This window comes from Pseudomonas sp. FP2309 (assembly GCF_030687575.1).
Taxonomy (GTDB): domain Bacteria; phylum Pseudomonadota; class Gammaproteobacteria; order Pseudomonadales; family Pseudomonadaceae; genus Aquipseudomonas.
Window position 1 is genome coordinate 1,189,438 of record NZ_CP117439.1, and the last position, 22,241, is coordinate 1,211,678.

Consider the following 22,241-nt stretch of genomic DNA (forward strand, 5'->3'; position numbering starts at 1 on the left):
TTTCCTCTTGGTGCGCGGCGGCTGGTTTTGGGGCTGCTGCGCAGCCCAGCGCGGGGCAAGCCCGCTTACCACATAAGCTTACTCACCATAGAAGTCTTGCCCACCACACAAAGCCTGCCCACTCAGCGTTACTGTTCAGCCTTCGATGCTGTTCAGGGCGTTTTGTGTGAAGGTGCGTTTGAGCTCCCGGTAGGGAAGCTCCGCCAGTCGGTAGAAGTTGTTCAAGGTTGCCTGCGACAGCGGTGTTTCGATCAGTACATCCTTTGCCTCGATACCCAATTTGGCGCCGTCCGGCCGGTTCAATTCGGTGAGCAGTGTGATCAGTTCCGTTTCCAGCTGTGCCTTGGGTTCAAGCGAGGTGGTGGTGCTCCACTCCAGTTGTTTGGGTTGCAGGTCGTCGTGCAGCAGGCTGAAGGCTGTTTGAAACTGTTCCCGCGCGCGCGTCACGGCGGGGTCCTGTTCCACGAGGTCATTCCAGAACCCTTGGTCGAGCAGGCCGTCGAGCAAGGTGTTGCCTGATGCCTTGCTGCTGATCAGTTCAAACGCGGTGTCGAGTTGCGCATCGGTGACGCCGGATAGATGCCGGTACACCATGTGCTCGGACACCCAGGGCAGGTCGAGGCGTTGTTTGAGTCCGGTCTGAAACGCCAGGTAGACCTCCACCTCGTCCACTTGACCAGGGTTGCTGCCGAACGTCTGGCCCAGGCCGCCTTCGCTCACCGGATCGGTTCGGTGCGCTATTTCGCTGCGGGCGATTTTACCGACTTCATCCAGCCGCCATCTCTGCAGGGCCAGTTTCGCCAACCGGCGGGTGCGTGTGGCCAGGCCTTGGGGCGACGTATCGGTGAGGATTTTTTTCTTCAGCACCTCACCCCCCATGCTGTTGAAAATCGTCGCGCTGGCATCCGCGCAGTTGGTTGGAGCGCTGGCTTCGTGGAACAGCCGGTCGCGCAACTCGGCATCGCCGTGCAATGCAATCATCAACTCCCAGGCACGGCCGATCAGGTCTTTGCGGCCTTGTTCGAAGCGGGTTCTTTCGGCCGCGTTGTGAAACTCTTCCGGCGGCCTGAGCATCTTCAAAATTCTGAAAAAACCCTCCGAATCAGGCGCCGCTTCCAGTTCGTTCCAGATCGTCTCGGCCTCGCTGCGTTCGTTGAGCGGGCGGCCGCGCACCCAGAACGCGCGGTCCTGCGGGTCGCTGGCGGGCAGTGTGCGCTCGGGGTCGATGCCGTTGGCCTGGCGGTAACGGCTGAACCGCTGCTGGGCCTCGGGTTCCAGGGTGGTGCGGTCCAGCCAACTGTTGGCAATGATGCGCGTGGCCGGCGCGTCGTCGGGATACTCCGGAACCGTGTTGATTGCGGTATCGAGCAGGTCCATTTCCATCAGGCTGTCGCGTGGTGTGTTCAACCCGGAGGGCCATTGGTCGACGCTGGTGCGGCGCAGGTTCAGCCTGCGCAGGCGTGGCAGCCGATTGAGATTGAGTTGTGCGCGCAGCTCGGTATTGCCTTGCAGATTGAGGCTTTCCAGCATCGAACAGGCGTACAGGTCCTTGATATCCACGGCGTCCCAACGAATCCCAGGGTTTGCGCTCAAGTCCAGGTTTGTCAGATGGCGCAGGCTTCGCAGCTGGGTGGGCACGCCATCCAGTTCGTTCTCCGACAGGTTCAGCTCGCGCACGTTGGGGAAATTTTTCAGAAACTCCAGGTCACGGTGCAGCGGTCGGGTGGTGCTCAGGTCCAGTTCCGTGATGTGGTCGAAGAATCCAGGGGGCAACTCCAGGCTGCGGATATACAAGGTCAGCACGCTGAAACTCAGGTCCAGCGACGAACTCTCCGGATTGGCCGCCGATTCGCTGATGCGCCCAGGGCAGGTCGATTCCCAGTTGCTGCGCAGTTGGTCGCTGATATAGCGCCGATAGTAGGGTTCGTTCTCGCGGTCGAAGAGGGGCTTTTTCCGCCAGGCGTCCAGATGCTGCTCAAGCACTTTTTTCTCGCTTTCCAACTGGCTCAACTGGCGTTGCCCCGGTTCAGTCTGCAGTTCCAGCAGCACACTCTGCGCCTGCGCATCGGTGAGCAACGGGCAGAGCCGGCGCATCCGGGTTTCCAGGGCCTGCGGCGTCGTAGCGTTGCCGCCCAGCAGGCTGCGCAGGGCGCCGAACATCGGTTTTTGCAGCAAGGTCTGGGTTTCTTGCTTGTCGACCTGGCGCAGGGCAGCGGGCTCCAGCACCTCGCGGCGCGCCTCCGAGGAGAGCAACCGGTCCTTGAGCCAACCCTTGAACAGCCGCCCCTGGCCGGGTACGTAGTCGGTCTTGCCTTCCGGCAGTGCGCGCAGCAGGGCTTCGAAAAAGTCGTATTCGGCGCCGCCAGGCGGGTCAATTGTGTAGCGGCCGTTGTCCAGGCGCAGCAGGGTTTTTTCGGCGGCGTCCGACGGTCCGGCCTGGCTGCGAAGGTCGCCATCGGGCAATTGGTCGCGCACGGTGATCCGCAGCTCACCCAAGGCATCGCTGTGCAGGCGCAAGGTATTGAGGGCCATGCGTTCGGTCTCGGCGCTCAGCAGGTCGTCGTTGTAAAAACCTTCGAAGGCGTGGCTGGCGATGGCTTCGTTTTGCAGTTCCCAGGCCAGGTTTTTCACGCGCAGGGGGATGTGCTGCTCCTCGGTCATCGCTAAGACTTCCCTGGGCGAGGTGCGCAGCATCAGGCGTTGCACCAGTTCGGCGGGCAACTGCGGGAACTCCTGCTGCAGCAACCTGCCGGGCGCACTGTCGAGCACCTGCCGGCCGCTGTAGAGGTGGTTGAAGGTGGCGATCCTGTTGCGCTCCAGGTCATCGGCCATCTGGTCGCGCAACGCCTGGATACGCGCCTCGGCGGTGTCAGGCAAGGGCTCGGGCAGCAAGGCTTCGAGCTGCGCAGGTGACAGAAAGTCGTGGAGTCTTTGCGCCAACTGGCCGGCGCCGACGTCCTGGTGGCTGATGTCCAGCGTCTGGGCATCGCCGCGTGCGCTGCCAAAGGTCAAATGATCGCCAGTCAGTTCGGCGTTATTGAACACCCGGATGGCTTTATCGGCTGGCCAGCCGCGGCGTTCGGTGGTGATTTGCGCCGCCCAGGTAAACCAGTCCGCGGTGGGGGCGCCGCTGCGTACCTGTTGCGGCAGCATGCGCGCTTCGTCTGCCAGGCGCAGACGGCTGAGGCTGTCTTCCAACAGTGGCGGCGTGGGCTCAAGGTTCAGGTACATCTTGCGCAGCGCGCCGGGTTGGGTGTCGCTGATGTCGCAGGCGTTGGCCACTTCATCGGCGCTCAGCCCGTCGGTTGCGTGGCCCAGGCGATTGCGCAACTGCGCGTCGTCCCAGGTCCAGGGATCTTCGCCTTCGTGCACCCAGGCCCCGCTGCCGTTGGCTTCGATAGTGGGCGCGTAGGCAGCGGGCCGGGTGGGATGCTTGACCCGGTGCGCGTTGCGCTCGGTGTCCTCTTCGACCACAAACTGCTGATCGTTCAGGCGCACCACCTTTTGCCCCTGATGATCGTACAGGCCGGCCTTGTCGGGCTTGGCCTGCGCCGGCAGTTGCAGGTCGTTGCGCGCGTAAGGGCTCAGGTCCGGGTTCCATAGGCGGGTCTTGTCCCCGACCTGCACCGGCTTGAGGCGGTTGACGAATGGCGAGGGTTTGAACAGCAGCTCCTTGGCCAAAATACCGCCGCCGGCCATGGCCGACAGTTGCAGCACATCGGTGACCACGGCGATCACGTGTTGAGTGGCTTCCAGGGCCTGGCCTTCGCTGAAGTCGACGATGCTTTCGAACACTTCGTCGGCCAGTTGATAGGCGGTGTAGGCCAGCATCAGCTCACCCAGCAACGGCACGAACGGCGTGACCACCAGCAGGGCTGCGTTGAGCAGGTCTGCACCGATTTTCAGCACATTTTCCCACCAGGCCCAGCGCTGGTTGTCGTCAGCCTCGGCGGTGGAGACGGCCAGGCTGCGCCCATCGTTGAGGATTTTATTCAAGGCCGACTGGTACAGCTGCTCCCACAGCTCGCCGACGATGGGCAGCCCTTTGAATTGCAGCTTGGGCGTGTTGACCGCTTCTTCGCACCAGGCGGGCGCCGGGTCCTGGGTGTCGCGTTCATGCCATTGCACGCGGTACAGGCGCTCGGTCAGCTCGGCAAAAAACACGCCGCGCCGGGCGTGGGGAACGAACTGGCTGAAAAACTGCTGGTAGGTAGTGGGCGGCACTTCTTTACTGGAGGGCAGGGGCCGGTTGAGTTGCAGCTTGCGCGTAAGGTCCTGGATGAACGCGGTACTGGAATCGTATTCCTTCACCGGGGCTTCTGGGTCGTGGGGAATATAGGCGATCAGCTTCGACACGCTGGACACCTGATCCAGATTCCGCGCGATCAGCACAATGCCGCTCAGCGGTGTGTCGAGCAGGTCCAATTGATAAAAGTGCGCGCGTTTTTCCGTGCCATCGAGCACACCGGTTATGACCGCGTAGGCCCCCGCGCCCAGTTCCTCCTTGGCCAGTGCCATGAACGCGGCAGCTTTGAAGGCGGCCTTCTGGCTGGCGATAACCTGAGGTTTGAGCACCGCTTGGGCGACCGGTTCGGTCGGTGCCAGGTAGTCCTCGAGGTGGCGCTGATAAAGGCTGCCCAGGTCCAGTTCGCGGCACAAGGTTTTGAACTGCTCAAGGCTCATGTGCCGGTCGTGACGCAGAATCTGGAAGTGACCGCGGTAGTCGGGTTTGGAAATGTAGCAGGAGTACTGTTCGAAGCGTTCCCCGCTGGCGAAGTTATGCAGCGCGGCATCGAGCAGCGACACCGAGCGTGACGTGACGCCCTTGGACAATTCGAGCGCGTACCACGGCAACTGTTTGGGCGTGTAGATGTGCAGGAACGTGGCTTTGACGTCCAGGTCCAGGTTGTACTGGTCTTTGATCGCGCGTTTGAGCAACGGCTCGGCAAACGCGTACACGTCCTGCACCGGCCCAAGCTTGGCATCCAGCGCATTTTGCAGGCGCCAGGCCTCGGCATTGAGCTGTTTCAGGGTTTGGTGTTGATAGGCGCTGGCCGAGGCGTACCAGGCCGGCCGTCGCGCGAGCAGGTCATTGAGTGAATGCAGGCGGTGCAGGCTGGCTTGTGTCAGCCAGCCTGGCGCCTGCGCTTTGATCCAGGCGTAGTGCGGGCCTTTTGCTGCGAGGGCCATGGTGGAATCAAGCCAGTCAAGGCGTGTGGCGGAAACCGTTTTTAATCGTGGACGTTCAGACATGGGTGTTGGCTTTGTGGCTGGATTTAATGCACTAGCCTATGCCTGAACCGGCAGAACAAAAGTTCAAAATTCGCCGCGCATCAAGAGGTAATTATTCAATGAAATCAGTTATTTGAATGTGATCGATACATAACTGACGCATACGCTATGGGGCTGCGTCCTCCCACGCCGGCAACGGACCGAAGCGCGCTTTTTCCACCGCCTCTTGCGTCAACTTGAGGGGCAGGGCGTTGTACCTGTCCTGAATGTTTTCATAGAGCCGTTTGAGCATGGCGTCCGGCAGCACGTGCTCTGCCAGGATCTCCTCAGGGGCGACACCGAGGGCGTCGGCCAGGCGCGTGATTTGTTGTTGCAGATGCGCCTTGCGCTTGGGCGTGATCTCGGCGCTGCGCCATTGCTCATGGGCGTCGCGCAGGTCTTCCACGTGGCTGGCCGCCTGCTCGCGCTGCTCGCGTCTGGCGTCGAACGCGGGCCCATGGGCCTGCTCCAGGTACTCGATCCAGAACGGCTGTTCCAGCAGGCCGTTGACCAGACCGGCGCCGGCTTCCCGTTCGGCCACGGTGGTGTACGCGCTTTTCAACTGTTGTGCGCTGACGCCTGCCACGGTGCGATAGGTCATGTGCTCGGACAGCCATGGCAGGTCGAGGCGGCGTTTGAGCCCGGTTTGATAAGCCAGATAGACCTCCACGTCGTCCACCTGGTCGGCACCGCTGCCGTAGTCCTGGCCTAAACCCCCCTCGCTGACCGGCGTGGTGCGGTGGCGGATAGCTTCGCGGGCAATCTCCTTGACCCGCTCCAGGCGCCAGGTTTGCCGGGCCAGGCCCAGCAAGCGGTTTTCGCGCTGGGCCAGGCCTTCGAGGCTGTGATCGCGCAGGACAGTCTCCAGCAGGGTTTCCACGCCGATGCGGTTGAAGGTGTTGGCGCCGGCATCCGCACAGTTGATGGGCGCGCCCGCCAGGCTGAAGACGCGCTCACGGAACCCTGTATCACGGTCGGCGGCGATCAACACGTCCCACACTCGTTTGCGCAGATCGTCGCGGCCGCGCACGAACAACGCGTGGTCTTCCAGCGTTTGGAAGCCTTCGGGTTGCAGCAATCTGATCATGTTGAAAAAGCCCTCCGAACCCGGTTCGTTTTCCAGGTCGTTCCAGATCAGTTGCGCAGTGGCCCGGGTCTCCGCGCTCAGGCCTTCCAGCCAGTAGCGGCTGTCCGTCGAACCGCGCACAGGCACCGTGCGGTAGGGGTCCAGACCTGCCGCCCGGCGATAGCTGACAAACCGTTGTTCGTCATCGGCGGGCAGGTGATGACGGTTCAGCCAACTGCGGGCAATGATGCGGGCGGCCTGGGAGTCCTCGGCCACGGCGGGCACGCTGTTGACCAGGGTCTGCGTCAAATCCAGTTCCGGCAGGTGCGCGCGCGGGCTGTCGAGCCCGGCCGGCCACGCGCTGATCCCGGTCCGGCGCAGTTGCAGGCGACGCAATCGGGGCCAGGGGCTGAGGTCCGGGGCGCTGAGCAATTGGGGGTGGCGAGACAGGTTCAACGAACGCAACTGCGAGCACTGAGCCAGTCGCTGATAGTCCTCGGCGCTCCAGGTAATCGGGTTGTGTTCCAGGTCCAGCAGCGCCAGACGCGGCATCTGCGTCAACGATGCGGGCACGTGCTCCAGGCTGTTGGCGGACAGGTCCAGCGCGTACAGGTTGGGGAAGTTGTCGAGGAATGCCAGGGTCTGCGCATTGAAGTGGGTGCCACGCAGGTCCAGGCGCGAGACGTGTCCGAAATCGCCGCGCAACGGGCCCAGGCTGGGCAGGTAACGCCCCAGGTCGAGGCCGCCCAGGCTGAGCAATTCGCCTTGCACACGCACCCCGTGGGAAAGCAGCGCGGCGCGCGAGCGGCTCTCCCAGCACTCGATCAGCAGGCCGATGATGTGGCCGCGCAGCACGCGCTCGTCGCCGGCGGCCTGGCTGTGGGCGGCGGCGAGGGTGGGGTGGTCGCGCCAGGTTTCCAGGCCTTGCAGCAGGTTGCGTTTTTCGGTTTCGAGGTCGCTGAGAATCTGCTCGCCTTCGGTTGAATCGAGGTTGCGCGCGTAGGCCTCGACGTGTTCCCGGCTCATGTGCGGGTAGAGGTCACGTACACGGTCTTCGGCTGAGAGTGCCAAGCCTTGCATCAAGCGACAGAAGCTGCCGAACATCGGGCGTTGCAACAGGGCCTGGGTGGTCGGTTCGTCTGCCTGGCGCAGGCTCGCCGGTTCCAGCACCTGACGGCGCTGCGCCGGCGCCTGCAGGTGCGCCTTGATCCACTGTCTGAACGCCCGGCCCTGGCCGGGTTGGAAGGCCAGTTTGCCGGGCGCGATAGCCTGCAGCAGCGCCTCGAAAAAATCCTGCGGCGCCAGGTTGGCGTTGTGGCGCTGATAACGGCCGTCGCCGTCACGCAGCAGCAGGACCCGTTCGCTGGCGTCCTGCGCGCCGACCTCGCAGCGCAGCGTGCCGTGCGGTGCCTGATCACGCACGCTGATGCGCAGGTCGCCCAGGGCGTCGCTGTGCAGGCGCAGGGTGTTGAGCACCATCCGTTCGCTGTCCGCGGTGGGCATGGCGTCGGCGTAAAGGCCTTCGTAGGCGTGGCAGGCACGGGTTTCCTGTTGCAGCGCGCGAGCCAGGTTGCTCAGGCGCAACGGCACGGATGCCTGCGCGTCCAGCCGCGCACGTTCCTCGGGCAATGCGCGGCGGACCAGGCGCTCCACCAGCGGCCTGGGCAACTGTGGGAAGTGTTCGCGCAGCCTCTGGCCGTGGGCGCTTGGGGGCTGCTGTGTGGTGCTGTAGAGCTGCGCGAACAGCTCCGGCAGTTGTGGCTCGAGGGACTCGGCGATCTGCCCGCGCAGCGCCGCGATTCGCTCGCCGCGCAGCGATGGCAGCGGCGCTGGGAGCATGGCCTGGAGTTCGGCGTCGTCGAGAAAATCCACAAGGCCCGGCGCCAGTGCGCCCTCGGCCAGGCCCTGGCGGCTGAGTTTGAGACGGTCGGCCGCGCCGGCCGCATTGCTGCCGTAGACGCGGTGGTCGCCGCTCAACGTGCTGTTTTCGAACACCTGGATGGCCTTGCCCACCGGCCAGCCGGGCAGTTCGCTTGCCAGTTGCGCCGACCAGTCATAGGACGCCCCCATGGGTTCGCCACGGCGCAGGCGCCCCGGCAACGCCTGCACTTCGCGCATCAGTTGCAGGCGTTGGAGGCTGTCGGCCAACAGCGGCGGGAGGGGCTCCAGGCGGGTGAACAGCTTGCGCAGCGCGCCGTCGTCGGTGCCGCTGCTCTCACAGGCCTGCCGCACCTGTTCGACGCTGAGGCCGTCAGTGTTGTGCCCCAGGCGGCTGCGCAGGGTGGCGCCGTCCCAGGTTCTGGGGTTCTCGCCTTCATGTACCCAGACGCCCTCGCCGTTGTGTTCGAGCCTTGGTGAATAGGCGTCGGCGCGCGTCGGGTGGGTGATGCGACGGGTGTCGCTCGCTTGGTTGTGGTCGATGCGGTAAAGCCGATTTGCCATGGGCAGTACCTGCCCGTCCGGGTGGGCGTGAAGGCCCAGGGCATTGGGTTGGGAATCGACCGGCAGGGCATTCTGCGCCAGGGAGTAGGGCGTAATGTCCGGGTTCCACAGGCGCGGTTCGCCATTGACCCGCACCGCCCGCAACCCATCGACAAAGGCTGAGCGCGGGTAGAGCAGTTGCTGCGCAAGCTCGCCGCCGACGGCCTGCGCGCCGAGTTGGACCATATCGGTCAACACCGCGACCACGTGTCGCGTCGCTTCGGCGACCTGGCCCTGGCTCAGGTCGACGATGCCTTCAAACAGATCGTCGGTCACTTGGTAGGCGGTATAGGCCAGCATCAGCTCGCCCACCAACGGCAAAAACGGCGCGGCAACCATCAGCGCGGCATTGAAAATATCCGCCAGCATGCGCGTGACGTTATCCCACCAGGCCTGGCGTGCCTGGCTGTCGGCATCGGCCGTGGGCACGACGATGTGCCGCGCGTCATTGAGGATTTTATCCACGGCGCGCTGATAGCCGTGCTCCCAGGCGTCGCCGCTGATCTTGCGTGCCTCGAACTGCAGGCGCGGCTGTTCCACCGGGGTGTCGCGCCAACCGGGGCGCGGGTCAAGCGGTTGCCGCGCATGCCACTGCACCTTGCACAGCCGCTGCTCCAGGCCGGCGAAAAAATAGCCGCGCTGGGCATGGTCGACAAACTGGCTGAAGAACTGCCGATAGGTGGGCCTGGGCATGCGTGCGCTGGAGGGCAATTCGGCGTTGGCGCGCAACTTGCGCGTCAGGTCGCGCATGAAGTCGAGGCTCGACGCGTACTCTTTCAGCGGGCTTTCCGGGTCGTGGGGGAGGTAGGCGATCAGCCGCGACACGCTGGCGGTCTGCTCCAGATCGGCGGCGATCAGCAGCACGCCGGTCAGCACCGCATCCAGGATGCTCAACTGATAGAACTGCATCAGGCCTTCCCCGCGCAGGGCTCGCAGCAGCATGTGATGGGCCGCCTGGCTGAGGTCTGGGGTGCCGCTGGCGTCGGTTTTCATCACGGCCAGTTGGGCGGCAGCCTTGAGCGCGGCCTTTTGACTGGCGATCACCTGTTGCTTCAAGGCATATCGTGCGTTGAGGTCGTCGGCCAGCAGGTGTTGAGTCAGGTGCTGCTGGTAACGCTTGCCCAGGTCCAGTTCGCGACACAGCTGCTTGAATTGCTCGATGGGCATGCGCCGGTGCAGCTCAAGCACCTCGAAGTGGCCGCGCGCGTCCGGTTGGCTGATGTAGCACGAGGGCGTCACAAACCGCTCACCGGCGGCAAAGTTGTGCAGCGCCGCATCCAGCAGCGACAGCGTGCGCGTGGTCACGCCATTGGAAAAATCCTTGCTGTACCACGGCAATTGCCGAGGCAGATACAGGCGCAGGAAGGTGGTCTGCACGTTCAGGTCCAGGCTGTATGTGTCCTTGATCGCGCGTTTCAACAAGGGCAGGGCGAAGGCGTAGACGTCCTTGAGCGTGCTCAGTTGTCGGTCCAGCGTGTTCTGGCGGCGCCAGCTCTCGGCGTTGTCGGCCTTGAGCGCCTGGTGTCGGACCTGGCTGGCGCCGAGGTACCAGGCGGGAAGCATCGGTGTGACGGCGCTAAGGGCCTGTACCCGGTGCGGCGTCGCGCTGGAGAGCCACGCGGGGATGTGCTGTTGGATCAGGGCATGGTGCGGGCCAGGGTGTGGCGTGTCGCCGTCGGCGGTGCGCAGGGGAGTGCAGAGGCGGGCGGGTATTTGGAGGTCGGGCATGGGCGGGGCCAGGGCTGATGAACAAGCGCTTTAGCCTAGCCGGCAGTACCGCAAAAAAAAGTTCAAAAACTTAAGGTTTTCAAGGAGTAAGTAGTGATCCTGGACGAAATTACAGATGCGTGCGCTACCTGGCTGACACCCGTCGCATCAGGGCGCGTTGGTGGCCTGGCACAGGCTGTGTCCGTCCTGTTGCAGGTAGGGCGTGAGCAGCGGCGCCATGCCTTTGAGCACCTGCACCGGCAACGCCGAGGTGAAGGTGAAGTGCTGCGCGGAGCTGCCCGGCACAAAGGCCGTGAGGGTGCCGAAGTGATGCTCGCCGATGTAGAACACGAAGGTCGCCGTGCGGTTGATCGACTTGGACGCAATCACCCGCCCGCCGGCGCCGATGGCTTCGATGCGGTTGTCGCCGGTGCCGGTCTTGCCGCCCATGGCTAACGGCGTGCCGTCGGCCAGTTTGAAGCTGCCGGCCACCCGTTTTGCCGTGCCCGCGTCCACCACTTGCGACAGCGCGTTGCGCAGTGCCGCCGCGACTTCGGCAGGCATCACCCGGCGCGCGCGGTTCGGGTCGGGGATCAGCCGGGTGTCGTAGGGGGTGTCGGCGGCGAAGTGCAGGCTGTCGATGCGCAACACCGGCAAGCGCACGCCGTCGTTGAGGATGATGCCCATCAGCTCGGCCAATGCCGCCGGACGGTCGCCGGAGCTGCCGATGGCGGTCGCCAGCGAGGGCACGAGGTGATCGAAGGGGTAGCCCACGGCTTTCCAGCGCTGATGAATATCCAGAAAGGCCTCGACCTCCAATAAGGTGCGGATGCGGCTGTCCCGGGCGCTCTGATGCCGGCTTTTGAACAACCAGCCATAGACCTCCTGGCGTTCGAAGCGGCTGGCCTCGATGATCTGGCTGAGGCTGGCGTCCGGGTGTTGCAGCAGGTAGCCCAGCAGCCATAGGTCCAGGGGGTGGACCTTGGCGATGTAGCCCTGGTCGGGCAAGTCGAAGCGGCCGGGGCCGTAGCTGTCATAGAGCGTTGCCAGGCGCTTGTCGCTGAGCTTTTCCTGGCTTTTGGCGCTTGTCAGGTGTGAGCGCACGAAGTGGTTGAAGGTGGCCGGGTCGGCATCGGGGAACAGGTAGCGATGCACGGCGGCCAGGCGAATCGGCGTCGGGCGCAGGCTGTCGAGAAAGGTTTCGAGGCGCGCCTGGGTGTCTTTCTTCTGGTATTTCTTCCAGAACTTGCGCAGGAAGGTGCTGCCTTCGCGGTCGGCGAACGCAGCCAGGTATTCCTGGCGACGCGGGTCATTGTCGTCCTTGAGCAATTGCGCACTGTTGTCGGGGCCGGCGTAGGTGCTGTAGCGCACCAGGTCGCGCATCAGGCGAATGAACGGCAGGTTGATCGACTCGCGCAAGGCATCGCGCAGGGTCGGGTTGCGGCCGTTGTCCTGGCTGCGAAAGTTATTGAAGCGATGTACGCCGCCGCCGGTGAAAAACGCCTCGCCGGGGCTGGCCGAATAGGTGCGGTCGAGGGCGGCGTCGAGCATGGGGGCCAGGCCTTTGTCACGCGCCTGCAGCAGGTAGTCGACAGCCCAGCGACTGAGGCGGTCCTGCTCGGCGATGTCGACGCTGCGCAGCGCGGCGGGTGTCATGTGGGCGTAGCGCTGATGCAACTCAGCGATGATTTGCAGGTAGGTGGTGAGCACCCTCAGCTTGGCGGTGGACCCCAGTTCCAGCTTGCTGCCTTCGTTGATGTCGAAGGGTTGGTCGGTGTTGTCGGTCTGTACCCGCACCCGCGCACCGTCGGCGGTCCGCTCGAACAAGGTGAAGCTGTAGCGCACCTGCGCGGTGGTGCCGGGCGTGAGTAAGCGTTCGCCCACCAGCCCGACCTGCGCGGCAAACGCGGGGTCGGCCAGTTGCTTGAGGTACGCGGTGAGCCGGGCCTGCAAGTCGCCCTGCAAGGTGCTGGTGGCGGCCAGGTCGAGCCGGTCCAGGTCGTAGAGTGGACGGTTGAGCAGGCTGCCCAATTGGCTGCGGGCCACGCTGATGCCTTTGTTGCTCTCGACCCGTTGCACGGTGGGCTGCAACTGCCAGTCGCGGTAGCTGAGGCGGGCAACGAGCGCGGCCTCGAGGGTGGTGGCATCGACGATGCCGTTCCGCGCGAGCAGGCGCAGGTGGCTGTCGGTCAGTTGCGCCAGCGCCTCGCGGCCTCTGGCCAGGTAGAACGAAGGACGGCGCTGGGCAATCATCAACGACAGCACTTGGCGCAGCGCCAGGCCGCGCGCCGCAGCGTTGGCCGGGGCGGTGTCGGCCAGGGCCCGGTTGACCTGCTCGAAGTCTGCGCCGTACCACACGCGTAACCCCTCGGCCATGCCGTGCACCTCACCATGTCCCGGCACGGCCGACAGCGGCACGCTGTTGAGGTAGTCGCGCACCACGGTCTGGCGCGCCAGCAGGGTGTCGGGGCCATTGCGGTAGGCACGCACGCTGGCGGAGAACATCTGCCGCAACTTTTCACCGCCCGACAGGGTGCGGCCGTCCGGCGAGTGGCGGTATTTTTCCAACTGCGTGGCCAGGGTGCTGCCGCCAGCAGTTTGGCCGGGCAGGTGCAGTTGGCGGGCGACTTGCGACCCCGCGGCCTTGGCAAAGCGCGGCCAGTCGACGGCGGGGTTAGCCTGGGGGTGGTCGGGGTCGAGCAGGTCGCGGTTTTCGATAAACAGCAGACTGTCGACCATCAGCGGCGGTATGTCGCTGAAGCGCGCATACAACTGCGTCGGGTAGTTGAACTGATACAACGGCGCCGCGCGACAGTCGGTGATGGTCAGCCCGGCCTGGCTCTTTTCGGCGTAGGGGATGAACAGGCCGTGGCGGCTGTAATCCATCAGTGCGGGCGAAAAACGCGACTGGGCGGCGATCAGGTAATTGCGCTTGATCAGGCGTGGCAGGAACTCGCCAAGGGCGCTGTAGCCCAGGCGCTGGTCGAACGGCCCGGCGCCGGGATAGACGATGCTGTCGCTGGCACCGGGCTCAACGCGGTAGGTAAGCCGAGACGCCAGTTGGCTGAGCTCACGGGCCTGCCAGCGGGCGCTGTGGAGTTCGCGCAGCGTGGCGTAACCCAGCCCGAGCAGGGCCATCAGCACAATCAATCCGCCGACCCGTCGCCAGGGGCGTGAGGGGGTGGTTTTCGCGGGCAAAGGCGCCTGTGACGGGCTGTCGCTGGCTTCAGCCTGGGTGGGATCTTTTTGCCACAGTGCGCCCATAGTCGATTGATCCATCCTACAGATTGATCGGACTTGTCTGAAGCGTAGACGCAGATTGCTGCGGCCACGAGGTTTGTCGCCGGGCAGCCACCGGATTGTGCGTGTTATGTATACTTCGCGCCGTTTTGCGCCGGGAGGGCCGGTCTAGACAGCTGGCGCACTCGCCGTCGAATGTCTGTTTGTCGGGGCTTATCGCCAAATTTTGCTGTTTATTGAGTGAAAAGCCCTGTCGGTAGCTTTTTATACTGCACGCCCGCTGACCTGGCCGCTGACGAGTGCCAGGCGAGTCTGCCCACGAGGCAGGCCGGTCCAGCCGGCGTATGAGCCCATCTGCTGATATGCCCAAGGCTCGGTGGTTATATCAATAACAAAATGAGGTTGTATTCCTATGCCAGTTGGCACTCCACTGCCCCATGACCAGGCCGCTCAAGGCGGCCCGCTCAAACGCGAATTGGGCGAACGCCACATTCGTCTCATGGCCCTTGGCGCCTGTATCGGTGTGGGCCTGTTCCTCGGCTCGGCCAAGGCCATCGAAATGGCCGGTCCGGCGATCATGCTCTCGTACATTCTCGGCGGTCTGGCGATCCTGGTGATCATGCGCGCCCTCGGCGAGATGGCGGTGCACAACCCGGTCGCCGGTTCGTTCGGGCGTTATGCCCAGGATTACCTCGGCCCGTTGGCGGGCTTTCTGACCGGCTGGAACTACTGGTTCCTGTGGCTGGTGACGTGCGTCGCGGAGATCACCGCCGTGGCCGTGTACATGGGCGTGTGGTTTCCCGACGTACCGCGCTGGATCTGGGCCCTGGCGGCGCTGATCAGCATGGGCAGCATCAACCTCATCGCGGTCAAGGCCTTTGGTGAGTTCGAGTTCTGGTTTGCCTTGATCAAGATCGTCACCATCATCGCCATGGTGCTGGGCGGCATCGGCATCATTGCCTTTGGCTTCGGCAACGACGGCGTGGCGCTGGGTATCTCCAACCTGTGGGCCCACGGCGGCTTCATGCCCAACGGCGTGACCGGTGTGTTGATGTCCCTGCAAATGGTGATGTTCGCCTACCTGGGCGTGGAGATGATCGGCCTTACCGCCGGTGAAGCGAAGAACCCCCAAAAGACCATCCCCAATGCAATCGGCTCGGTGTTCTGGCGGATTCTGCTGTTCTACGTCGGCGCGCTGTTCGTGATCCTGTCGATCTACCCGTGGAATGAAATCGGCACCCAGGGCAGCCCGTTCGTGATGACCTTCGAGCGGCTGGGCATCAAGACGGCGGCCGGGATCATCAACTTTGTGGTGATCACTGCGGCACTGTCGTCGTGCAACGGTGGCATCTTCAGTACCGGGCGCATGCTCTACAGCCTGGCGCAGAACGGCCAGGCCCCGGCGACGTTCGCCACCACTTCCAGCAATGGCGTACCGCGCCGTGCGCTGCTGCTGTCGATCGCTGCGTTGCTGCTGGGTGTGCTGCTCAACTACCTGGTGCCGGAAAAGGTATTCGTGTGGGTCACGTCCATCGCCACCTTCGGCGCGATCTGGACCTGGGTGATGATCCTGCTGGCGCAACTCAAGTTCCGTAAAGGCCTGAGCCCCGCCGAGCGCAGCGCCCTTAAATATCGCATGTGGCTGTACCCGGTCAGCTCGTACCTGGCGCTGGCGTTCCTGGTGCTGGTGGTGGGCCTGATGGCGTACTTCCCCGACACACGCATTGCGCTGTATGTGGGCCCGGCCTTCCTGGTGATGCTGACGGTGCTGTTCTACGTGTTCAAGTTGCAGCCAACCGGTGCTGCGGTGCGTGCTGAAGCCTGACTGCCCCGCGTTCGACAAAAAGCCCCGTGATCGGGGCTTTTTGCGGTTCAGGGGTTGGCCGCAGGGGCCGGCCGCCCCAGTTGTTTGTTGTACTCCAGCCAGGCCGCCAACAGCGCCATCAAGCCGGCGCCTACCAGCGCCGTGAACACCTGCATGGCGAAGGCATCGCCGGTCATGGCATTGACCATGTCCGCCAACGGCGCCAGCAATACGCCCAGGCAGAAAACTTCCAGGGAGTAGCGCCCCATGCGGCAGGTTTGCTGTGCCAGCCAGTTGTGTGTCCACTCGCGACCGGGCAGTTGCTTGGCGGTGACGTAGGCCAGGGCCAGGAAGTGCAGCAAGCGTACCGGCGACAGGTCGGTCTTGCTGATGGGGTACAGCCATTCGCTCAGTCGCGCGGGCATCAGCGCATCGTGAATCTCCGGCCAGCGCCAGGACACCGTGATAATGCCCGCCGCCAGGGAGTAGGCGGCCGCGGCAATGAACAACGGCTGGCGTGACAGCGGGCGGTCCTGCGTTGTCTGCGGGCGCTGACTGTGCAACGCCGCCGCGCCACCGAGTACAAATAGAAACTGCCAGGTGATCGGGTTGAAGTACCACACGCCGTCGGCAATCGCCCGCAGGTTCCAGCCCAGCTTCGGCGCCAGCAGGTAGACCGTCATCGACACCGCCACCACCGCCCACGTCTTGCGCACCAGCAACGGCAGCACCAGCGGCAGCCCGGCCAGCAGCACGATATACAACGGCAGCGGGTCCATCAGGTTGGGCTTGAAGCGCAGCAGCAACTCGTCCGTCAGGGCCTGTTGGGGGTGGGTGATGAAGTGGGTCAGGCCCATTTCCTGGACCAGGTCGCGGGTTTCGACATGGTTATTGGCGTAGAACACGATGCCCATCAGCATCGCCAGCAGGAAGATGTGCACCACGTACAGCACCCAGGCGCGCCGCAGGATTTTCACGCAGGTAATCCAATACCCCTCGCGTTGCAGGATCTTGCCGTAGGCCAGGATCGCCGCATAGCCGGCGAGAAATACGAACACTTCGGCCGCATCGCTGAAGCCGAAATTGCGCAGGGTGATCTGGCCGAGTGGGTTGTGGGGGACGTGATCCCAAAAGATGAAGATCAACGCCAGGCCCCGAAAAAAATCGATGCGTGGGTCGCGTCCGTTCAGCATGGCAGCGGGCTCTTGAACAATAGTTTTAGTCATGACCGGCGTACGCGCGCGGTGGCGTACGCCGCGCGTCGGGCGGGGGCAGGTTGGCGGTATTTGTAAGCAATTGCAAAGAGCGGTTATTACTGAATATCTCTGTCTGGCCGTGCCCTCGTCTACGTTCTTTAAGCGGCGACAATCTCAGCGGGTTCAAAACTGTCGGCGCGCGCCATTTGCCACATGCGTGAATAGAACTGGCCGTTCACATCCCCCGTGAGTAATTCACCGGGTTTGAGGAAGAGGTGCAACTGCGAGAACAGCTTGATCTCGGTGGCTGACATGCGCCGCACCAGGTGCTTGGCCGACAGCTGCGAGGGATGATCCAAACCTGCCGCCGCGAGCATTTCCGCCAGGGCCTTGAGCGTGTTGCGGTGAAAGTTGAACACACGTTGGGCTTTGTCCGGCACCACCAGCGCACGTTGACGCAATGGGTCCTGGGTGGCGACGCCGGTCGGGCATTTATTGGTGTGGCAGCTTTGCGACTGGATGCAGCCGATGGCGAACATGAAGCCGCGCGCCGAGTTGGCCCAGTCGGCACCGATGGCCAGCACGCTGGCGATGTCGAACGCACTGACGATCTTGCCGCTGGCGCCCAGTTTGATCTTGTCGCGCAGGTTCAGCCCCACCAGCGTGTTGTGCACGAACAGCAGGCCTTCACGCAGCGGTACGCCGATGTGGTCGGTGAACTCCACCGGTGCAGCGCCGGTGCCGCCTTCCTTGCCGTCGACCACGATGAAGTCCGGCAGGATGCCAGTCTCGAGCATGGCCTTGGCGATGCCCATGAATTCCCACGGGTGACCCAGGCAGAACTTGAAGCCCACCGGCTTGCCGCCGGACAGCTCGCGCAATTGAGCGATGAACTGCATCAGCTCGATGGGGGTGGAAAACGCGCTGTGGCGCGACGGTGATACGCAGTCCTCGCCCATGGGGATACCGCGGGTGTCGGCGATTTCCTGGGTCACTTTGTGCTTGGGCAAAATCCCGCCGTGGCCCGGCTTTGCGCCCTGGCTCATCTTGATTTCGATCATGCGCACTTGCGGGTTTTGCGCCTGCACGGCAAAGCGTTCCGGGTCGAAACGGCCGTCGCGGGTGCGGCAGCCGAAGTAACCGCTGCCCAGTTCCCAAGTGAGGTCGCCGCCGTTTTCGCGGTGATACGGGCTGATGCTGCCTTCGCCGGTGTCGTGGGCAAAGTTGCCCAGCTTGGCGCCGGCGTTGAGCGCGCGAATCGCGTTGGCGCTCAGCGAACCGAAACTCATCGCTGAGATGTTGAACACCGACGCCGAATACGGCTGGGTGCATTGCGGGCCGCCGACCATCACGCGAAACGCGCTGGGATCGCTCAACGGCGCGGGGCGCATGGAGTGGCCGATGAACTCGAAGCCCGACTGGTACACATCAATGAGGGTGCCGAACGGTTTGTCGGCGGTTTCGTTTTTGGCGCGCGAGTACACCAGTGAGCGCTGGGCCCGCGAGAAGGGCAGGGCGTCGCTGTCGGACTCGAGCAGGTACTGGCGGATCTCCGGGCGGATGGCTTCCACCAGGTAGCGGATATTGCCCAGGATCGGGTAGTTGCGGCGTACCGCATGGGGGCTTTGCAGCAGGTCGAACAGGCCGATCAGGCTGAGCACGCCGGTGACCAGGGTGATGGGCCACAGCCATTCGTGTTCGATAAAGGGGAGGCTGGCGAGGGTGAACATGACGCATACAGCGAAGAAGGCGTAGCGGCTTAGCAAGGACAGGCTCATACGGTTTCCTTGGGTTCGGACTCTTCAGGTCGATGCGCGCATTCTGCGCCTGTCAGCCGATTGAAAACAGCTTGAGCGCCTGCACCGGGGGCTTTCACAGGGGCGTATAGACCTGACTGCGCTTGGCTTATTGCAATCGTTTCTCGTTTGGGCGCATGATTTGCGTTACTGTATAACATGTATAAAACACCCAATGCCCCGGAGGCCCTATGAAAGCTGGTATCCATCCCGACTACCGCACCGTGCTGTTCCATGACACCGCCGCCGATGTGTTTTTCCTGATCGGCTCCACCGCCGACAGCGATCGCACCCATAAACACAGCGATGGCAACACCTACCCTTACATCCCGCTGGACGTGTCCAGCGCGTCGCACCCGATCTACACCGGCCAGCAGCGCAAGACTCAGGCCGAAGGGCGGATTGCCGGGTTCAACAAGCGTTTTGCGGCGTTTGGTTCCAGCCCGAAAAAAGCCGACGCATGAGCATGACTGCGGCGGCGTGTCCTACGCCGCCGTCTGCCGAATCGGCAACACCACGCGAAATTTCGTGCCCTTGCCCAGCTCACTGCTCACGGAAATATCGCCACGGTGTTTCTTGATAATGCCGTAGGAGAGCGACAACCCCAGCCCTGTTCCTTCGCCCACCGGTTTGGTGGTGAAGAACGGATCGAAGATGTTCTTCACGGTCTCCGGGCTTATTCCGCAGCCGTCGTCCGCGATTTCCAGCCAAATGTTTTCGCCCTCCACGCCATTGCTGATGGTGATGGTGCCGCGCTCCGGGCCCATGGCCTGGGCGGCGTTGATCACCAGGTTCATCACCACCTGATTGAGCTGCGATGCCAGGCACTCGATGTCCGGCAACGGTGCATAGTTTTTCACCACATCGGCCTTGTACTTGAGTTCGCTGGCGACGATGTTCAGCGTCGAATCGATGCCTTGTTGCAGGTTGGCAAACTGCCAGGTCTGGCCGTTGTCCACGCGCGAGAAGTTTTTCAGGTCCTTGACGATCTGCGCCACGCGGCCGATGCCGTCCTTGGATTCGCGGATCAGCACCGGAATGTCGTCCTTGAGAAAGTCCACCTCCAGCTCGTTGCGCAAGGCCTTGAGCTGATCACGTTGCTCGCCCGGTGCGAGGCTATCCTCGGCCTGCCGGTAGGCATCCAGCATTTTTTGCAACTGGCTGAAGTAGCCGTCGAGGCTGCTGAGGTTGGACGAGATAAACCCCACCGGGTTATTGATCTCATGGGCCACGCCCGCTGCCAGTTGCCCCAGGGATGCGAGTTTTTCCGACTGCACCAGTTGGCTTTCCAGGTGCTTGCGCTCGTTGATTTCCACTTGCAGCGCCTGGGTGCGTTGCTCCACCAATTGCTCCAGGTGAATGGTTTGCAGGGAGGCGCGGCGCGCCATGTCCCATTTGTTGGCCAGGGTGTTGGCCATCTGTTGAACTTCGATGTTGTCGAACGGTTTTTTCAGGATCAGCAAACGGTCATAGCCGTGCAGGCGATGCAGCAGGTCATCCCAGGAATAATCCGAGTACGCGGTGCACACCACCACTTGCAGGCCCGGGTCGACCTTCCATAGCGCTTCGATGGTCCTGGCACCGTCCCAGCCCTGGGGCATGCGCATGTCGACGAAGGCCAACGCGTAAGGGCGTTGCTCGGTCATGGCGGTGGTGAGCAACTGCAGGCCCTCTTCGCCGCCATAGGCCGAGTGCAGCTCAAAGGCTTGAGCGGTGGGGGCGCTGGTATCGCCAAACAGTGCCGCCTCCATATCATCCAGCGCCTGGTTCGATTCAACCACGGGGGTGAGGATTTTGCGGAAGTCGTCATGGATCGACGGGGTGTCGTCGATCAGCAGGATACGCCGGTTGGGAGGTTGGTTCATGCGGGGCTTCCGGCAAGGGTGAGGGGCATCGTCAAGGTGAATATCGCGCCTTGGCCTGGCCCATCGCTGTGGGCGCTGAGCTGGCCATTCATTTCCACGGCGGCCAATGCGCAGCTGTGCAGGCCAAAGCCGTGCCCTTCTTTGCGGGTGGTAAAGCCGTGGGTAAAAATGCGGGTCATATTCTCGGCCGGGATGCCTTCGCCCTCGTCCTTCACGCTGATCTGCAAGGTGTTGTCTTCCAGCGTTTGCACGCGCAAGGTCATCTGCCGTGGCCGGTCGCTGAGGTTGGACATGGCGTATTTGGCGTTGCTGATCAAGTTGACCATGATCAGCAGCAAGCGGTGTTTGTCCGCGAGCACTTCCGGCACCTGCCCGTACTCCTTGACCACCGTGACGTTGTGGCGGCTCAATGCGCCGGCGTTCATGCGCAGCGCGTCTTCCATCAGTGCGCTGATGTGCACCGGCTCCTTGAGCGCGGACGCGCCGGCATAGGATTGCTGGGTGGAAACGATGTCTTTGATGTGGTCGACGCTTTTGCTCAATTGCGCCAGTTCGTCGGCCATGCCTTGCTGTTCGACGGCAATCGCTTCGACCAATTGGTTGAGGTAGCCAGGCAGCAACTTGCCTTTTTCATCCTCGGTGAGAAAGGTCCCCAGGTCACTCTGATGCTCGTTGATCAGTTGCATGGCCTTGCCCAGGCCCAGCGCTTTGCTGCCGCGCAGTTTGCGGGTGACCAGCTCGGCGGAAATGTTCACGCTGTTGAGCACGTTGCCGACGTTATGCAGCACGTTGGTGGCGATCTCCGCCATGCCGGCCTGGCGCGCGCTGTCCAGCAGCTCGCTTTGCGCATCCTTGAGCTGCCGGGTGCGCCGCTCCACCCGCTGCTCCAGGGTTTCGTTGGCGGCCTGCAAAGCACGGTTGACCCGGTTGATCTCGGCAAAGCTGCGCAGCAGGCTCACTGCCAGGTACAGCAACAGCACCACCAGCAAGGTCGAGAAAATCAGCAGGTAGCGGTGGTATCGATGCTCGATCATGTCGGCCGCTTGCTGGTCCTGGTCCAGGTGGCTGGTCAGGTCGTCCAGGCGCTCGGACACGGGCACTGCCGCGATCCGTTCGAGCAGGCTGTTGACCACAGGTTGTTCGCGCAGAATCAGCGAGATGTGATTGCTGAGGATCTCCACCGGGGCCTGGAACTCGATGGGCAGGCGTTCCTTGTTGATCGCCAGTTTGCCCAGGCCCACGAGGATATCGGCGGCGCGCTCGTCACTGGTGACCTGGGCGAATTCCAGGCTGCTGAGCAGCAGGTCATAGGTGTCGATGGCGACACCGTGCAATTGCAGGCGGCCTTCGTCATTGAGGCGGTTGAACTCGGCCTGGATGTCATCTTCTGCCGTCGGTAGAAAGGCCAGCGAGTTGCGCAGCACCGCGTTGTGGGATTTGAACTGGTCCACCAACCGGGCCTTTTCCTGGATCGCGGTTTGATATGCCTCCTGGTTGGCTTGCCAGGCATTCAGGTCCTGGGGGCTGTGGTAGGTCTTGCGGTCGTCCAGTTCGGCCCAGAGCCGGGTCATTTCCGCCAGCGGTGTAACCAGCGGGTCGTAGTTGTGGGTGATGGCGATACGTGCCTTGAGCACTTCGCTGTCCCATTGCGCATTGAGCTGCTGCAACTGACGGATCAGGTCCCGTGACTGGGTGTAGCTGGCCGTCTGGTCGCTGGAGGACTTGAGGTACAGAAACACCAGTGTCGAGGCCAGCAACATGGCGATCAGGCCCAGCGACACTTGGCTGGTGCGACGGCGGTTGAGGGTCATGACG

At 63.2% G+C, this 22,241-nt stretch carries 9 protein-coding genes; 2 read left to right on the forward strand and 7 right to left on the reverse strand.

Features of this window, described 5'->3' with window-relative positions:
* Nucleotides 1-135: 135 nt before the first annotated feature.
* The 3 genes from PSH59_RS05335 to PSH59_RS05345 form a co-directional block, all read right to left on the reverse strand.
* Entirely contained in the window at nt 136-5,190 is a 5,055-nt protein-coding gene (locus PSH59_RS05335; protein ID WP_305394484.1) for an NEL-type E3 ubiquitin ligase domain-containing protein, read from the reverse strand.
* A gap of 208 nt (nt 5,191-5,398) precedes the next feature.
* Nucleotides 5,399-10,546, reverse strand: coding sequence for an NEL-type E3 ubiquitin ligase domain-containing protein (locus tag PSH59_RS05340; protein ID WP_305394485.1), 5,148 nt, complete (start codon nt 10,544-10,546; stop codon nt 5,399-5,401).
* A 147-nt stretch (nt 10,547-10,693) separates the two neighbouring features.
* Complete coding sequence (locus PSH59_RS05345; protein ID WP_305394486.1) at nt 10,694-13,789, reverse strand: transglycosylase domain-containing protein; 3,096 nt, start codon at nt 13,787-13,789, stop codon at nt 10,694-10,696.
* 388 nt (nt 13,790-14,177) lie between these two features.
* Between PSH59_RS05345 and PSH59_RS05350 the strand changes: the two genes are divergently transcribed.
* A complete protein-coding gene (locus PSH59_RS05350) occupies nt 14,178-15,590 on the forward strand; it encodes an amino acid permease (protein ID WP_305394487.1) in 1,413 nt (470 codons plus the stop codon).
* Between the two features lie 47 nt (nt 15,591-15,637).
* On the opposite strand, the gene PSH59_RS05355 is transcribed toward PSH59_RS05350, so the two are convergent.
* Both PSH59_RS05355 and PSH59_RS05360 read right to left on the reverse strand, forming a co-directional pair.
* Nucleotides 15,638-16,762: an OpgC family protein gene (locus PSH59_RS05355; protein ID WP_305394488.1), complete on the reverse strand. Its 1,125-nt coding sequence runs from the start codon at nt 16,760-16,762 to the stop codon at nt 15,638-15,640.
* Between the two features lie 161 nt (nt 16,763-16,923).
* Nucleotides 16,924-18,543 (reverse strand): FMN-binding glutamate synthase family protein, encoded by a 1,620-nt coding sequence (locus PSH59_RS05360; protein WP_248075602.1) that lies wholly within the window; start codon nt 18,541-18,543, stop codon nt 16,924-16,926.
* Nucleotides 18,544-18,752: 209 nt separating this feature from the next.
* Here PSH59_RS05360 and PSH59_RS05365 point away from each other — a divergent pair, with 209 nt between their 5' ends.
* The gene (locus PSH59_RS05365) at nt 18,753-19,025 is read left to right on the forward strand and encodes a type B 50S ribosomal protein L31 (RefSeq protein WP_305394489.1); all 273 of its coding nucleotides are present in this window, start codon (nt 18,753-18,755) and stop codon (nt 19,023-19,025) included.
* Nucleotides 19,026-19,046: 21 nt separating this feature from the next.
* Here PSH59_RS05365 and PSH59_RS05370 read toward each other — a convergent pair whose 3' ends face one another.
* Entirely contained in the window at nt 19,047-20,426 is a 1,380-nt protein-coding gene (locus PSH59_RS05370; protein WP_305394490.1) for an ATP-binding protein, read from the reverse strand.
* The gene (locus PSH59_RS05375) at nt 20,423-22,237 is read right to left on the reverse strand and encodes a DAHL domain-containing protein (protein WP_305394491.1); all 1,815 of its coding nucleotides are present in this window, start codon (nt 22,235-22,237) and stop codon (nt 20,423-20,425) included. The genes PSH59_RS05370 and PSH59_RS05375 overlap by 4 nt, the downstream gene beginning before the upstream one ends.
* Between the last annotated feature and the right edge of the window lie 4 nt (nt 22,238-22,241).